This is a genomic window from Streptomyces sp. JNUCC 64, from assembly GCF_054484115.1.
The window spans coordinates 1,569,482-1,584,282 of record NZ_CM137015.1 but is presented as its reverse complement, the minus strand read 5'-3'; the positions used below and the strand labels follow the sequence as shown (position 1 = coordinate 1,584,282).

The 14,801-nt window shown below is 75.7% G+C and carries 12 protein-coding genes; 4 read left to right on the top strand and 8 right to left on the bottom strand.

Annotated features, from left to right (window positions below; translation table 11 throughout):
- Nucleotides 1-5 precede the first annotated feature (5 nt).
- Entirely contained in the window at nucleotides 6-734 is a 729-nt protein-coding gene (gene hemQ / locus ACVWNX_RS06270) for a hydrogen peroxide-dependent heme synthase (protein ID WP_454412876.1), read from the top strand.
- 45 nt (nucleotides 735-779) lie between these two features.
- Here the strand turns inward: hemQ and ACVWNX_RS06265 are convergent, their stop codons facing one another.
- From ACVWNX_RS06265 to ACVWNX_RS06245, 5 genes are all read right to left on the bottom strand, one after another.
- Nucleotides 780-2,465 carry an alpha/beta hydrolase gene (locus ACVWNX_RS06265; RefSeq protein WP_454412875.1) on the bottom strand — a complete coding sequence of 562 codons (1,686 nt, stop codon included), beginning with the start codon at nucleotides 2,463-2,465 and terminating at the stop codon, nucleotides 780-782.
- 353 nt (nucleotides 2,466-2,818) lie between these two features.
- Nucleotides 2,819-3,694, bottom strand: a complete 876-nt coding sequence (locus tag ACVWNX_RS06260; protein ID WP_454412874.1) for a TIGR04222 domain-containing membrane protein — start codon at nucleotides 3,692-3,694, stop codon at nucleotides 2,819-2,821.
- A gap of 664 nt (nucleotides 3,695-4,358) precedes the next feature.
- Nucleotides 4,359-5,759 carry an MbnB/TglH/ChrH family RiPP precursor modification enzyme gene (locus tag ACVWNX_RS06255; protein ID WP_454414651.1) on the bottom strand — a complete coding sequence of 467 codons (1,401 nt, stop codon included), beginning with the start codon at nucleotides 5,757-5,759 and terminating at the stop codon, nucleotides 4,359-4,361.
- A 361-nt stretch (nucleotides 5,760-6,120) separates the two neighbouring features.
- Nucleotides 6,121-6,888 (bottom strand): DUF4142 domain-containing protein, encoded by a 768-nt coding sequence (locus tag ACVWNX_RS06250; RefSeq protein WP_454414650.1) that lies wholly within the window; start codon nucleotides 6,886-6,888, stop codon nucleotides 6,121-6,123.
- A gap of 1,556 nt (nucleotides 6,889-8,444) precedes the next feature.
- Complete coding sequence (locus ACVWNX_RS06245) at nucleotides 8,445-9,251, bottom strand: peptidyl-tRNA hydrolase (protein WP_454412873.1); 807 nt, start codon at nucleotides 9,249-9,251, stop codon at nucleotides 8,445-8,447.
- 159 nt (nucleotides 9,252-9,410) lie between these two features.
- Between ACVWNX_RS06245 and ACVWNX_RS06240 the strand changes: the two genes are divergently transcribed.
- Both ACVWNX_RS06240 and ACVWNX_RS06235 read left to right on the top strand, forming a co-directional pair.
- Nucleotides 9,411-10,439: an ATP-binding cassette domain-containing protein gene (locus ACVWNX_RS06240; RefSeq protein WP_454412872.1), complete on the top strand. Its 1,029-nt coding sequence runs from the start codon at nucleotides 9,411-9,413 to the stop codon at nucleotides 10,437-10,439.
- The gene (locus ACVWNX_RS06235; RefSeq protein WP_454412871.1) at nucleotides 10,436-11,104 is read left to right on the top strand and encodes an ABC transporter; all 669 of its coding nucleotides are present in this window, start codon (nucleotides 10,436-10,438) and stop codon (nucleotides 11,102-11,104) included. The genes ACVWNX_RS06240 and ACVWNX_RS06235 overlap by 4 nt, the downstream gene beginning before the upstream one ends.
- Nucleotides 11,105-11,329: 225 nt before the next feature.
- On the opposite strand, the gene ACVWNX_RS06230 is transcribed toward ACVWNX_RS06235, so the two are convergent.
- The 3 genes from ACVWNX_RS06230 to ACVWNX_RS06220 all read right to left on the bottom strand — a co-directional run bounded on the left by ACVWNX_RS06230 (nucleotide 11,330) and on the right by ACVWNX_RS06220 (nucleotide 13,441).
- Complete coding sequence (locus ACVWNX_RS06230) at nucleotides 11,330-11,548, bottom strand: hypothetical protein (RefSeq protein ID WP_454412870.1); 219 nt, start codon at nucleotides 11,546-11,548, stop codon at nucleotides 11,330-11,332.
- Nucleotides 11,549-11,687: 139 nt separating this feature from the next.
- Nucleotides 11,688-12,572, bottom strand: coding sequence for a polysaccharide deacetylase family protein (locus ACVWNX_RS06225; RefSeq protein ID WP_454412869.1), 885 nt, complete (start codon nucleotides 12,570-12,572; stop codon nucleotides 11,688-11,690).
- A 179-nt stretch (nucleotides 12,573-12,751) separates the two neighbouring features.
- On the bottom strand, nucleotides 12,752-13,441 hold the full coding sequence (locus ACVWNX_RS06220; protein ID WP_454412868.1) for an alpha/beta fold hydrolase: 690 nt from the start codon (nucleotides 13,439-13,441) through the stop codon (nucleotides 12,752-12,754).
- Between the two features lie 126 nt (nucleotides 13,442-13,567).
- Here ACVWNX_RS06220 and ACVWNX_RS06215 point away from each other — a divergent pair, with 126 nt between their 5' ends.
- The gene (locus ACVWNX_RS06215) at nucleotides 13,568-14,731 is read left to right on the top strand and encodes a LacI family DNA-binding transcriptional regulator (RefSeq protein ID WP_454412867.1); all 1,164 of its coding nucleotides are present in this window, start codon (nucleotides 13,568-13,570) and stop codon (nucleotides 14,729-14,731) included.
- The last annotated feature ends 70 nt before the right edge of the window (nucleotides 14,732-14,801 follow it).

Sequence of the window (14,801 nt, the reverse complement as noted above, 5' to 3'; positions counted from 1 at the left end):
GGAACATGAGCGACGACGCCCCCGCAACCCCCGCAAGGATTCCGCACCGCGGCAAGCTGGCCAAGGACCTGAACGAGGTCATCCGCTACACGCTGTGGTCCGTCTTCACCCTCCGCGACGTCCTTCCCGAGGACCGCTCCGGATACGCCGACGAGGTCGAGGAGCTGTTCGAGCAGCTCGCCGCCAAGGACGTGGTGGTCCGGGGCACCTACGACCTGTCGGGTCTGCGCGCCGACGCCGATCTGATGATCTGGTGGCACGCCGAGACCGCCGACGCGCTCCAGGAGGCGTACAACCTCTTCCGCCGCACCCGCCTCGGCCGCGCCCTGGTCCCCACCTGGTCCAACATGGCGCTGCACCGGCCCGCCGAGTTCAACCGCTCCCACATCCCCGCGTTCCTCGCGGACGAGACGCCCCGCGACTACGTGAGCGTCTACCCGTTCGTCCGCTCCTACGAGTGGTACCTGCTGCCGGACGACGAGCGCCGCAAGATGCTGGCCGACCACGGCAAGATGGCGCGCGGCTTCCCGGACGTCCGGGCCAACACCGTCGCCTCCTTCTCGCTGGGCGACTACGAGTGGATCCTCGCGTTCGAGGCGGACGAGCTGCACCGGATCGTGGACCTGATGCGTCATTTGCGCGCCTCCGAGGCACGGCGGCACGTCCGCGAGGAGGTGCCCTTCTACACCGGGCGCCGCCGGGAGATCGCCGAACTGGTCGCCTCCCTCGCCTGACCCCGTCCGGACCCGCCGGGTCCGCACGCCGCTGCTCGCGGGACCTCAGCGCGGGTCCGTCCGGTACGCCGGGACGGGCCCGCGCGCCGCGTTCCGGGCTTCCGGCGCTAGCGCGAACGGACGGGGCTCCGGGTGGGCCGCGCACTCCGCGTCCGCCTCGGGCACCGTCCCCGCCAGGAGGTAGGCGTCGAGGTGGGCGTTGACGCAGGCGTTCGGTCCGCCGCCCAGCCCGTGCTGACCGGCGCCCCGCTCGGTCACCAGCCGTGACCCGCCCAGCCGGGCCCGGAGTTCCCGCGCCCCCGCGTACGGGGCGACCCCGTCCCGTTCGGCGGCCAGGATCAGTGTCGGCGCCAGCGCGCCCGCGTCCGCCCGCACGTCGACGGGTTGCCGCCGGGGCGCGGGCCAGTAGGCGCACGGCAGCCGGGTCCAGGCCCCCTCCCAGGTGTGGAAGGGGGCGGTGTCCGCGAGCGCCGTGTGGTCGGCGTCCCAGGTGGCGAAGTCCGTCGGCCAGGGCGCGTCGTTGCACTGGACGGCGGTGTGCACGGCGTGCGCGTTCTCCGTCTCGGCCGCCGCCCGGGGCACCGGCGCGGCCTGGGAGACCAGGGCGTCGGGCCACCCCTCCTGGAAGGCGTCCAGCGCGGCGGCCCGCGTCGGCCACTGGTCGTCGTAGTAGGCGGCCCGCAGGAACGCCGAGTGCAGTTGCCCCGGCCCGACCAGACCGTCGGCGGGCCGCGCCGCGACCTCGGCCCGCACCTCGTCGTACGAGCGCCGCACCGCCTCGGTGGTGGCGCCGAGCCCGTAGTGGTCGTCGTGCCGCGCGATCCAGTCGAGGAAGTCCGTCCAGCGCCGCTCCAGGGCGGCCGTCTGGTCGAGGCCGTTGGGGTACCCGATCCGTTCCGGACGCGGGTCCACCGCCGAGTCGAGCACCATCCGCCCCACGTGCGCGGGGAAGAGCGTCGCGTACACCGCGCCGAGGTACGTCCCGTGGCCCACGCCCATGAACGTCAGCCGGGACTCGCCCAGCGCGGCCCGCAGGACGTCGAGGTCCCGCGCGTTGTCCGCGGTCGTGTAGTGCCGCAGGGCGTCCCCCGCCCGGCGGGCGCAGCCCCGGGCGTAGGCGGTGGCCTCCGCGACGCGTTCCCTCTTGTACGACGCCGAGGGGTGCGCGGGCGCCTGGGTGGGCGCCTTCACGAAGTGCCCGGGCTCCTGGCAGGACAGCGGCGTGGAGCCCCCCACCCCGCGCGGGGCGTACCCCACCAGGTCGTACGCGGCGGCGATCCGTTCCCACTCCGGGACCGTGCCGGCCAGCGGGAAGTACACGCCGTTGGCGCCGGGCCCGCCCGGGTTGAACACCAGCGCCCCCCGACGGGCGACCGCCTCGCCCGCCGTTCCCCCGCCGGTGGCCCGGGTCCGGCTCACGGCGAGGGCGAGGCGGCGGCCGTCCGGGCGGGCGTAGTCCAGCGGCACCTCCACGGTGCCGCACTCGGCCGGGGCCGGGAGGCCCTCGTCGGCGCAGGGGCCGAAGCGGACGCCCAGGGCCCCGGCGCGGGCGGCGGCGGTGCGCGCGCCCGCCACCTCGGCGGTCTCCACCGCTCCGGTGGGCGTGTCGGCCGCCCCGGGGGGTGCGTCGGTCGGGGGCCGGGCCGTGGCGGTGGCGGTGGTGCCGGGGGCGGCGAGCAACGCCGACAGCACGAGGGAGGCGGCGGTGCCCCAGCGGACGGTTGCTCTCATCGCGCTCCTCGGCTTCCTCGGGCTTCCGGGTCGTCCCGGCCTTCCGGGCCGTCCGGACCGCCGGGGTGTCCCGACGGTCCGGGCCGCCCGGGCCGTCCATCCGTCCGGGGCTTCTGGGCTCGGACGGGGATGATCCGACAAAAGGGATGATTGGCCCGGGGGGTGGGGATGTAAAGCACCGGACGCGGTTGTCGGCTCGGTGTGTCGGCGGGGTCGGGGGCCGTCGCCCTCGCGGGGGAGCGGGGCTGTCGCCTTGTGGGGCGCGGGACGTCGACGGGCCTCCACGGGCCTCGCCGGGGACTTTGACGGGGGTGTGGTCCGGGTCGGGTCTGGTCCCGGTCCGGGCCGTCGTCTCAGCGGCCGTGGCGCGCGGAGCCCCGCTGCGGATCGTCCCGGTCGTCCCGTCCGGACCGTCCGGGGCGACCCGGCCGTCCGGGACCCGCGCCGGGCAGATGGTCGTCGGCCGCCGCCCGGCGGTCCCCGTCGGTGAACGCCGCCACCAGCCCCGGATCGCCGGCCGCGGACACCCCGCCCACGGCCACCGCCGTCAGATACGTCCGGTCGTCCCCGTCCGGGCGCGCCGACAGTCCGCCCAGCAGCCGTCGCCCGGACGCCGACGCCCAGCCGGTGTACGGGTGCGCCTCGACCCGGGCGATCAGCAGACAGCCCGTCGTCACCGCCAGCGGCAGCGCGAACCAGGCCGCGGCCGACCCCGCGCCGCCCGCCGACTCCGGGGTGGTGGCCAGCGCCACCGCGCCCAGCGCGAGGACCGCGAGGAGCGTGACCCGGACGTGCCGCACCGCGTCCGCGACGGTCCCCCGGGTGCCCTCCGGCACCGCGAGCCCCGCCGCCACCAGCCGGTCCGCGAGGGCGCGCACCGCGTCGGCGCGGGCGGCGGCGGCCCGCACGGGCGCTATCCGGGACTGGCCGCCGGAGCCGATCGCCCGGAGCACCGACCTCTCCAGGGAGTCCCGGCCGTGGGGGTCCACCACGGTCGCCCAGCCGGTGTGCGCGAGCAGCAGCCGTCTCTGGCGTGCCATCGAGACCATCGCCACGTCCGCGACGCGGTAGGGGCCGCCGGACAGGAACGCCGCCTCGTAGACGGTCAGCCGGTGCCCGTGGGGGAGGGGCACGCCGTCGGTGGCCGCCGCGCGGACGGCCGCGAGGCAGAGCCGGGTGCATGTGATGCCGACCACCGCACTGGCCGACAGGAGCAGGAGCCACAACATGGCGGCTTTCTATGCGAGGTGTCCCGGCGCCCGCCATGCCCCATCCGGAATGTGGACCAGCTGTTGTCGCGTCGTGACGTTCCGACGGCCTCCCGTGGCCGACACGCCGTTCCCACCGGTCGGCGGAGCTGGCCCGGCACGCCGGAGCGGGTACGCGGGGCCGTCCGGCCCGCTCCGCCGGAAGACGTACCGGGGCCGGGGCCACGTGCCCGCCCGGCGTCCAACGGCGTTCACCGGCGGGCTGCGGCGTCCAACGGCGTTCACCGGCGGGCTGCGGCGGGCTGCGGCGGGCTGCGGCGGGCTGTGGTGGCTCGGGCGGGCGGGCGGTGCGGTGCGCGTGCGGTGTCCGATGGGGTCGTGCGGTGCCGGGTGGGTCTGTGCGTGCCCGGTGGTCCGTGCGGTGCCTGGGCGGGCCTGTGGCGCCTGGGCGGGCCGGGCGGGCCGTGCGGTGACCGGTCGGTTGTCAGGCGTCGGGGTGGATCGTCAGGTTCCGGTGGGGATGGGGTGGCCGGGTGTCCGGGGGCGTGTGGTGCGGGGAAGGGTGCCTGGGCGTTCAGGGGCGTGTGCGGGACGGGCTGTCGGGGGTCCGGACGGTGCCCGTCAGGGTCCGGGGGCCGTGTCCCGGACCGGACCGGGCGTCAAGGCCGGGCGCCGGGCGGGGGCGTCACCTCACCGTGCCGGGGGAGCGCAGCGCGCGGGCGATCCGGACCGCGCGCGCCGCCCGCGCCCACGGCAGCCGGGACGGGGGCCGGGGACCGGACCGGTCCACCCACCACCCCGTCAGCTCCCGGCGCGTCCGCGCGTCATGGGGCCGTCCGGCCCGCAGCAGGTGCGCGGCGAACCCCAGCGCGTCGTGCCGGTACCCGGCGGTCATCGGCCGCCGGTGCGCGTACGCGAGGAACTCGGCGCGGTACGAGGTCCCGAGGATCACCCGGAGTTCGGGGGCGACCTTCGCCACCACGGACGCCCGCTTGGCCAGCAGCGCCCTGCTCTGCACCGAGATCCGGGCCCCGTCGAAGCCCTCGGGGACCGGGGTCCCGGCGACCAGCGCGGACAGCAGCGCCGTCTGCGCGAGGGCCACCCGCTGGCGGACGGGGCCGTCGGCCGCCGTGCCCGTGGACGTCCCGGTGCGGGCCGTCGGGGCCGTCCGGTCCTGGGTGGTTCCGTCCAGGTCGGTGCGGTGGGGAGCGGTCTTCGGAGGACGGGTGGGACGGGTAAGGCGGACCGGGTGGGCGGGACGAGTGGGGCCGGTGGAGCGGACGGCGGGGGAAGGGGCGGCGCTCCCGGGCGGGGTGGTCCGGCGCGCCCGGGACACGGCGGACCTGATCGCCGTCAGCTCCCGCGCCAGCTCCTCCGGCGCGGGGAAGTCCTCGTCCCGCTCCAGCAGCACGCCCGGCGGGTCCACCCGGGAGGCGAGTTCCGCGAGGACGTCGAGGACGGCCCCGGGCACCGGGTGCGCGTGGCTGTCGTGCCAGACGCCGTCCCGTTCGACCCCGCCCGCGACATGGACGTACGCGATGGCCTCCACGGGCAGCTCGTCCAGCGCGCGGACCGGGTCCTCGCCCCGGTTGACGTGGTTGGTGTGCAGATTGGCCACGTCGATCAGGAGCCGTACCCCGGTCCGGTCCACCAGGTCGTACAGGAACTGCCCCTCGGTCATCTCCTCGTGCGGCCAGGAGATCAGCGCGGCGATGTTCTCCACGGCGAGCGGTACGGGCAGCGCGTCCTGGGCGATCCGGACGTTCGCGCAGAGCACGTCGAGGGCGTCCCGGGTACGGGGCACCGGCAGCAGGTGTCCCGCCTCCAGCGCCGGGGAAGCGGTGAGTCCGCCCCCCGCCCGGACGAAGGCGATGTGCTCGGTGACCAGCGGCGACCCCAGGGCACCGGCCACCGAGGCGAGCCGGGCGAGCCGCTCCGGGTCGGGCCGCTCGGCGCCGCCCAGCCCCAGGGACACCCCGTGCGGGACGACCGTGACGCCCCGCTCGCGCAGCCGCAGCAGCGATCCGGGGAGGTGCCCGGAACAGAGGTTCTCGGCGACCGCCTCCACCCAGTCGACGCCGGGCATCCGCTCCACGGCGTCCGCGATCTCGGGACGCCAGCCGATGCCGGTGCCGAGCCGGACCGTTCCGGGCGGCGCGGTGACGCGCGTACCTGTGGCCGTGCCCGTACCGGTGCCGGTGTCGTCACCGGTGCGCGGTGGTGCGGTGGGCGGCGCGGGTGTGGTCATGGTCCCCTCCTTCGTGAGCCGTGCGCGTGCGTGGTGCCCCGTCGGCCTCGCGGACGTGTTCCGCGTTCCGGCCCGGTGAGCCGTTCGGGCCCGGCTGGTCCGCCGGGCCCGGCCGCGCGGGGCACGGAAGGACGACGCGGCGGCGCGTTGCGGGGTTCATGGCCCCGCCGGGTGCCGTCGAATCCAGGAAGGAGGATGTTCAGAGCTTGTTCTGAGGTTCCGCCCGTTCGGTGTTGACCGTACCCGGGGTGGTCGCGGAGGGGCGCGAGGTGGTGGAGATGCCCGCGTCGGCGGTGACCCCCGGCGCGGGCGGCGCGGCACCGCTGGGCGGGGGCGGGCCGGTGGGGCTGGCGGTGCCGGTGGCCGCCCCCTCGGCGATGGCGTCGAAGTCCACCATCCCGGTGTCCTCCAGTACCGTGATGTGGTCGAGGACCGTCTGGTTGGCGTCGGTGGCGAGCTGTCGCACCAGGGTGTTGCGGGTGCTGTCCCGGACCTGCGCGACCAGCGCGAACACCTTTCCGTGCGCGATGCGCAGCAGATTGGCGAAGTCCCTCTGGTACTGGGTTCCGGTGGCGGCGGTGAGCTGCCGGAGCCATGCCTGCTGCTGCTCGGTCGGCTGGTTGGGCAGCGGGACGGAGAGCTTCGCGGCCACCTCCCGGACCCGCTTGTCCAGGTCGGTGTGGCCGACGACGAGGTGGTCCCCGGCGGTCCTGATCGCCTCCGTCGGCGCGCGTTCGATCGCCTGCTGACCGGCGGGCAGTTCCCAGAGCCCGGCGAGCCGCACCCGGACGATGAAGTCCTGGTCGGTCGCCGTGAGCGGACCCCACGGGGTGGACACGGTTCCCGCGGCGAGGTTCGCCCGCGGGGTGCCGGAGCGGTCCGCGTACGACCACACGGGGAAGGCCAGTGCGGCGAGCGTCGCGGTCAGCGCCCCGATGATCAGTGCCGTGCCGTTGACGCGACGCAGCAAGGGAGCCTCCTGGAACGATGGTGCTGCACGCGCCCTGGGCGCGCGGGGTACCAGAACAGCCGTTGTCCGACGCGGGATCAACCCGTCGGACGGTATTGAGAGGTACGCAACCCCGGTCCCCCGCACACCGCGCGGGCCCGTGACTGACGTTCCGTCAGGCTGTCAGGGCCGGTTCTCTGTGCGGTTCCTGGTGTGACGGTGGCGCGACGGCGATGCGCGGCGGGGGCTGACGGCGGTGCGGTCGGAAGCGGGACGGGGCGTCGGGGGCGGATCGGCCGGAGGGGGGCGGGGACGGCCGGTCGGATCAGCCGGGCAGACAGATCCCCAGATCGAGGAGGGGCGGCAGACCGACCGAGAGGCAGGGCCGGGCGGGGTGTCCGGGCGGAGCGGTGGGCCCGGGGCCGGGTGGAGTGGGGGTTCCGGGCGTGCCGGACGCTCCCGAGGTCCCCGAGGTTCCTGATGCCCCTGACGTTCCGCCCGCTCCTGCGGTGCCCGGGGCGGGCGTAGGAGAGATGACCCCGCCGGAGCCGGAGCCGGAGCCGGAGCCGGAGCTGGAACCGGAGCCGGAGCCGGAACTGGAACTGGAACCGGAGCCGGAAGAGCCGCTACCGGTTCCGCTTGCGGCGCCTCCGCCGCTGTTGCCCGTGCCACCTGTCGTGCTGCCAGTGGCCCCCGTGCCCCCTGTGGCCCCCGTCGCGCCGCCGCTGTCACCACCGGTTCCGGTTCCGCTTCCGGCCGCGCTTCCGGCCGCGCTTCCGGCCGCGCCTCCGGACGAGCCGGGGGAGGCGCTGGTGCCGTCGCCCGCTTCCGTCGGCCGTTCCGCCCCGGCCTCGGTCCCGCTTCCGTCGCCCGGTCCGCCGTCCGCCGATCCGCTTCCGGAGTGCGCCGCTCCGTTCCCCGCGTCGCCCCGCCCGTTCTGCCGTCCGTCCGCGCCGGGCGCCGGGCCCGTTCCCCCGGAACCGGAAGCTTCGGCGCCCGTGGAGCCGGTAGGGCCGGTGGGGTGACCGGCCTCCGGAGTGCCGGAGGCGCCCTGGCCGGCCGTGCGCTGGTCACGACCCGCCCAGGGACCCCGTTCCTCCGTCGAACTCCGCCCGTCGCGACCCGTGGTGGGCCGGTCGGCGGTCGACAGGGCGGCGAGCGACACCACCGCGCACGCCACGGCCAGCGTGCCGCCGGACAGCGACAGCGCCACCCGGCCGCGAACGGAGCGCCTTCCGGTTCCGCCGGACCGTCCGGACCCCCCGGCGCCGGCTGCCCTCGCCCGCCCCAGCACCCACATCTGCCACAACAGCGTCAGCAGAACTAGCCCCAGTGCCCCCAGCACCGCCACGAACAGAACCTCGACCACCCGGAGTCCCCCGCACTAGCACGCTCCACGCCGGGTCGGCGGCCATCGCCGCCCCACCTCGACGCCCTTGCCGTCCGACGATCTCGCGGGGCGCCGTCCGGTGAGGCGTGGGTGACACATCGTCATCAAGGCGTTACTTTATGCGTCGGACGGGTGTGCGAGGTGCTTGACGGGTGCGCGCACGGTTCCGGCCGCTGGCGGTCCGTCAGCTCCCGTCGCTCCCGAACCCCCGGTACCCGTCGGGGACTACCGTGTCGCTGGGGGCGATCTCGGTGAAGCCCGCGTCCCGCACCACCGGCAGCCCGCTGACGACCAGCTCCCGCCACCGGTCGGGCTCCGCGGTCCGCACCGACAGCGGGAACCCGGCGGCGCGCCACGCCGCCCGCTCCGCCCCGGACTGGTCCCACCACGCGAGCTGGGCGCCGTGCCCCGCCTGGGCCATCGCCTTGCCCGCCGTCATGGTCACCCCCGGGCTCATCCACAGCACGGGCCGCCCCGGCTCCGGCGGGCCGGGGGGCCGGAGGTCCTCCAGTTCGGTCCCCGAGACCTGGAGCCGTGCCAGGTCCTTGGGCCAGCCGTCCAGCGGCACCGGCGGGAACACCCGCACCTGCGCGGACTTCCCGGTGACCGTGATGCCCGGCAGCGCCTCCGCCCGTCGCCACTCGGCTCCCCGGGCCCGTCGCACCACCTTGCGGATCCGCGCGTCCTGCCAGGCGCGGACCGCCCCGGCCCACTCGCCGTCGTCCAGCGCGCGCGGATCGCTCAGCAGGACGAGCACCGCCCGCGCCGCCGTCTCCAGCGCGTCCGTGCGCTCCGGAGGTTCGGCGCGCTCCAGCCGTACGACCATCGGCAGCACGAACTGCGGTGCCGTGTCGCGGGTGTCCGGCGCGTCCTCGGCGTGTGCGTCCGGCGCGGCGGGGACGGACCGCCCGGCGGTGACGGGGCGTTCGCCGGACGGGACGGTCCGGTCCTCGGGAACTGATTCCTCGGGTACGGCTTCCTCGCTGGTCATCCGACAAGTCTGCCAGGCACCCGCGCGTCCGCCGGGGCGCGCGGCACGCGCTCCGGCCACCCCGTACCCCGGCCCGGGCGCCGGTCCCGGGGCGGGTTGCCGCATGATGGGGTCATGCCGCCGCTCTCGACGTCCTTATCGACACGGTCGCGCGACGGGGTGGGCCCCCGGGCGCCGGAACTCCGGCTGACCGGGGTGGGCCGCCGTTACGGCCCGCTCGGTCCCTGGGTGCTGCGCCAGGTCGACCTGGCGCTTCCCGCCGGAAAGCTGGTCCGGGTGCGCGGTGCCAACGGCACCGGGAAGTCGACCCTGTTGCGCCTGCTCGCCGGACTGGACGCGCCGACCGAGGGACGGATCACGGGCCGTCCACGTACGGCCTACGTCCCCGAACGCTTCCCGCCCCGGCTGCCCTTCACCGCCGTCGGCTACCTCACCCACCTCGGCCGGGTGCACGGGCTGTCCCGTCCGGCCGCCGTCCGGGAGGCCCGTCACTGGCTGGAACGGCTCGGCGCCGCCGATCACGCCGCCACCCCGTTGTCCGCGCTGTCGAAGGGCACCTCCCAGAAGGTCGCGGTCGCCCAGGCCCTGCTCGCCGCGCCCGGACTGATCGTCCTGGACGAGGCGTGGTCCGGTCTCGATCCCGACGCCCACGCCGCACTCGACGCGGCCGTCACCGAACGGGTCGCCGAGGGTGCCGTGGTGGTCTTCGTCGACCACCGCCCGGCGGACCTCGCGGACCGGGTGGACCTGCTCCTGACCGTCACCAAGGGGAGGGTCCAGTCGTCGGCCCCGAACCCTCCGGCGGTCGCTCGAAGCGGGGAACCGGCCGCACCGCCCGGGACGGAGGCTCCGTCGTGGACGTCGCGGACGACGTCGTGGACGGAGATCGAGGCGGTGGGCCCCGACGGCTCCGGACCGCCCCCGCCCCCCGGCGGCTTCCCGCCCGTACGCACATCGCGGGGCACCCACCTCCTCACGGTTCCCGGCGACTCGTCCGACGAGGTTCTGCGCGCCCTGCTCACCGCCGGGCCGCCCTGGCACATCGTCTCGGTCCGTGGCGTGCCCCGGCCGACGCCTCCCCGAGCCCCCGCGCCCCAGGGCTCCCCGGACGTTCTCCCTGATCCTCCGCCTGATCGCGCCGACGGTGTCCCCGACCATCCCCACGGCCTCCCGGAGGAACACCGTTGATCGCGCTCCTGCGCTACCAGACGGCCCTGCTGCTGCGCTCGCGACGCTGGCTGCCGCCCGTGATCCTCTACTGCGGGGTACTGGTCGTCGGCGTCCGCGCCGGTGAGCCGGTGCTCGGTTCCCTGAGTATCGCCGCGGCGGCGCTACTGCCGGTGACCGCCTGGCTGGTCCGGGTCTGCGTCACCAACGAGCCGCCGGAGGCGCGGGAATGCGTCGCCGCGGCGGAGGGCCCGCCCCGCGCGCACCTCGCCTGTCTGCTGACCGCCGGGGGGTTCGCGGTCCTGCTGGGAACGGTCGCCGTGGTCGCGGTGACCGTGCTGAGCGCCGCCAAGGACGACGACGGCATCCGTGAGCTGTCCCGTCTCGCGGCCGGTGGCGCCGGGCTGCTCGCCGCCCTGACCTGTCTGCTGCTGGGCGCCGCGGTGGGGGCGGTCACCAGTTGGCCGCTGCTGCGGTCGCCCGAGCGGGCGGTCCTGGCGACGCTGCTCGCCCTGGTGCCCGCGCTGATCCTCCCCGGATCACCCGTCCGCTCGGTCCTCACCGCCCTGACCGTCGGCTCCAAGGAGGGGACGGTCCCGTTGCCCCTGCTGCCGGTGGCGTTCGCGTTCGCGCTGGCGCTGGGCGCCGTCGCCCTGGCCTGCGCCCGCACCGCCCGGGGCCGCTGACCGGCACCCGCGCCCGCCCGCCCGGACCCGGGTCGCCACTCGGATCCGCGTCCTGCCCGCCCCTCCGCCTGCGCCGCCCGTCCGGCCCGTGCGGGCTGCGCCGCCCGTGCGGCCCGTGTCGCCCGTCCGGGCTGAGCGGCCGGGTACCCCAAGCCCGCGTGGTCCGCGTAGCCGAGCCCGCAGGGCCCGAGCGGTCCGAGCGGGCCGAGCGACCCGAGGGGCCGCTCAGCCCGAGCAGGCCGAGCGCTGGGCCTCCAGCCACTCGCACCGGGGGCAGAGGGTGATGCCCTTGTGCGTCTCCGGGTACTCGGTGGGCTCCCGGCACAGCACGCACTCCGCGAACGGGACCGGCGGTCCGTCCGGGGCCGTCCGCTCCTCCGCGTCCGCCGTCGCGCCGGTGCCGGTGGTCCCGGAACGCGCGGGGCCCGCGCAGTACTCGTCCATGACACCAGGGTAGGCCCGCAGCCCGGACTCCCGCCCCGGCCCTGCCCTTGCCCCGCCTGGCCTGGACCCGTCCGCCCTGGGGCCTCCGGACTGTCCGGCCCTCCGGCACCCGTCCGGCCCTCCGGTCCGGGTGGTGGGCTCAGCGTCCGGGCGGTGCCGTCGCGACGGCCTTTCCGCTCCGTCCGATCAGCTCGGACACCTTCACGAACTCGTATCCGCGTCGGCGCAGCTCCGGTACGACCTCCCGGATCGCCCGCTCGGTCGTCGGGGCCGCGCTCCGGGTGCAGTGCAGGACGACCACCGAACCGGGCCGCACCCCGTCCAGCACCTCACGCGCCACCGCCTCCGGGTCCGTGGCGAACGCGTCCCCGCCGACCACGTCCCACTGCACCGCCGTCATCCCGGTCGGGACGATCGACCTGAGGGCGCGGTCGTCGTAACACCCGCCCGGAAAACGGAAGTAGGGCTTGGGATCGCTCACCCCCACCCGCGCGAACACCTGCTGGGCCCGTTCCACATCGGACCGCATCCGTCCGGGGGACACCGTCGGCAGGCCGTAGCAGTCGGCGGTGAAGGCATGGTGGCTGTACGAGTGGTTGGCGACCTCGAACAGCGGGTCCCGCCCGATCGAGCGGGCCTGGTCGGGGTACTGCTCGGCCCACCGTCCGGTCATGAACACCGTCGACGCGACCCGCAGTTCCCGTAGCGCCGCGATCAGTCCGGGGTTGTCGAAGCGCTCCCCCGAGTCCGCCCTGGGCCCCTGGTCCGCCGTCATGTCGGCGTCGAAGGTGAGTGCGACGGCCTTCCCCGCGTCCCGTCTCCCATGGCTGAACACCGGGGCCAGCCCCGCGGGGCCGGGGGCCAGCACGGGCGCGCCCGAGGGTGGTGAGGAGGGCGCGGGCGACACCCTGGTGGACGCCCGCTCGCCTCCGCCCGCCCCCTGGGAGGCGCGCTCCACCCCGCAGCCGGCGAGCAGACCTCCCAGCAGACCGACGGCGATGACTCTCCGCGCAGAAATGATCACATTCTGAACGTATCGTCATATGAAGAGGGTGGTGCCGAGGCATGGTGCGGCTCACCGGCGCGGCTCCTCGAACATCACCCGCTTACCGTCATCCCCCACCGTCGGCGGGCCCCGTCGCCCCCGTGTCCTGTCGCCGTCCCGCCCTCCGCTTCCGTCGCCACTGCTCCCCGGGGACCGGCTCAGATCCAGCCCTTCAGCGACTCCATGAACCCGGTGAAGTCGTCCCGGTGGATCGAGTGCCCCGCTCCCGGCACGGTCCGCACCTCGAAGCCCCGCTCGGCGAGCCGGGCGGCCAGCGACTCCGGTACCAGCTGGCTGGGGTCCGCCACCTGCACCAGCGACGGCACCACCGGCCGCTCCGGTATCCGGTCCACCGCGTTCACCCCCGTGAACCCCTCGACGGTCTCCGGATCCCACACCCGTACGGTCGCCAGTTCGACGTCCACGTCCGCCGGCTCCCAGTCAGGGCGGAGCGCCATGAGGTCGGCCCGGGTGGCGCCCCTGGCCCTCGCGAACGCCTCCCGGTCCAGCGGGGAGCCGCCGAGCCGCCACGCGGGATCGCTGTACACCGCCCGGGCGGGGGCGAGCCGCTCCACGGCCAGCGACAGCGCGAGCCCGCCCAGCGAGTGCCCCACCGCCAGTTCGGCGCCCGACGGCAGGGTCTCCACCAAGTCGTCGGCGAACGACTCGGCGCGGTACGGGCCGCGTCCACTGGCCCCGTGGCCGCGCAGATCGACCGCGATCACCCGGTACCCCCGGTCGGCCAGCGCGGGACCGACCCGCCGCCAGGTGCGGTGGTCGGACATGATCCCGTGCACCAGCACGGCGATCCGGTCGCCCGTGCCCCACTCGTGGGTGTGCAGCCGCATGGTGTGACGCCCTTCCGTCGACGGTCCCGCCGACCGGGTGACGGCGTGACACGTGTCGACATGTCTAACACCGCTCCGTCCCGCCGGGCGAGGGGTCCCCCGGGCTGTGCGAGGATGCGGAGCATCATGAATCCGCACGACGACGCGGTGCCCACCGGGCCTGTTCCCAGGCGGACTTCGGAACCGGGCACCACCAATCCGACGAGCGGCGCCCCCCGTTACCCGAAGCGGGGTGCCGTCGCCTCCAGGACATCGGCCGCGCCCCCGACGAGCGCGGCCGTCGCCAACCGGGCGGGGGTCTCCCGCGCGACGGTCAGCTACGTCCTCAACGGTCTGTCCGAGGGGCGCGTCAGCGAGGCCACCCAGGCCAGGGTGCGTGCCGCGGCCGAGGAACTCGGTTACGTTCCCCACGCGGCGGCCCGCACCCTGCGCTCGGGGCACAGCGGCCTCGTCCTGATCGCCGTACCGGCCGACCGCGCACCGGCGTTCGGGCCGCTCTTCGCCGGTTTCCTCGCGCACTTCCAAACAGCCCTCCAGGAGTTGGGGTACACCGCTGTCCTGCACGGCGGTCCGCTGGGCCGGGGCCCCGAGGCCGTCGCGCGGGCCTGGGCGGAGTCCCGCCCCGCGGCGGTCCTCGCGGCACCCGGCGCCCCGCTGACGCCCGCGTCGGTCGAGATCCTGAAACGCTCCGGAGTCCGGACGGTCCTCACCCTGGGATCTCCTCCGGTGCCCGGGACGCACGGGGTCGTCCTGGACCAGGAGGAGATCGGCGCGGTCGCGGCGCGGCATCTGCTGCGGACCGGTCGGCGCCGTATCGGTGTGGTCATGCCGGAGGAGCGCGGTCCCGGTCTCTTCGCCGCGCCCCGCCTGGCCGGGGTACGGGCGGTGGCCTCGGCGTACCAGGACGCCGAGGTGAGACCGCTGGATCTCGCCTACACGGAGGAGTCCGCGTACCGTCTGGCCGTCGGGTGGCGCGCGTCGGGTCTCGACGCGGTGTTCGCCTACAACGACGAGTACGCGATGCTCCTCATGCGCGCGCTCATGGACGAGGGGGTCGTCCTCCCCGCCGACACCTCCGTCGTGGGCGCCGGCGATCTGCTCATCGCCTCGCTGCTCCGGCCTCGCCTCACCTCCGTCCATGTCGACGTCCCTCCGGGCGACCGTGTCGCGAACCTGGTCGACCGGCTGATCCGGGAGCCCCGGACCGCCCCGGCGGTCCACTGGCGCTCGACCGCCCGACTCGTGCCCCGTGAGTCCAGCGCCGTCCGGATCGCTCGAATGGAGAACTGAGGAGCCCCGGGCGGAGTGCCGGATTCCGCCCTCTCGGCCCCGCTCTCGGGCCTTTTCACCTGTGTGGGTG

What these genes read in the sequence shown, in the direction of transcription:
- hemQ (WP_454412876.1), top strand. Translation starts at nt 6, where the DNA reads ATGAGCGACGACGCCCCCGCAACCCCCGCAAGGATTCCGCACCGCGGC.
- ACVWNX_RS06265 (WP_454412875.1), bottom strand. Translation starts at nt 2,465, where the DNA reads ATGAGAGCAACCGTCCGCTGGGGCACCGCCGCCTCCCTCGTGCTGTCG.
- ACVWNX_RS06260 (WP_454412874.1), bottom strand. Translation starts at nt 3,694, where the DNA reads ATGTTGTGGCTCCTGCTCCTGTCGGCCAGTGCGGTGGTCGGCATCACA.
- ACVWNX_RS06255 (WP_454414651.1), bottom strand. Translation starts at nt 5,759, where the DNA reads ATGCCCGGCGTCGACTGGGTGGAGGCGGTCGCCGAGAACCTCTGTTCC.
- ACVWNX_RS06245 (WP_454412873.1), bottom strand. Translation starts at nt 9,251, where the DNA reads ATGACCAGCGAGGAAGCCGTACCCGAGGAATCAGTTCCCGAGGACCGG.
- ACVWNX_RS06230 (WP_454412870.1), bottom strand. Translation starts at nt 11,548, where the DNA reads ATGGACGAGTACTGCGCGGGCCCCGCGCGTTCCGGGACCACCGGCACC.
- ACVWNX_RS06220 (WP_454412868.1), bottom strand. Translation starts at nt 13,441, where the DNA reads ATGCGGCTGCACACCCACGAGTGGGGCACGGGCGACCGGATCGCCGTG.
- ACVWNX_RS06215 (WP_454412867.1), top strand. Translation starts at nt 13,568, where the DNA reads ATGAATCCGCACGACGACGCGGTGCCCACCGGGCCTGTTCCCAGGCGG.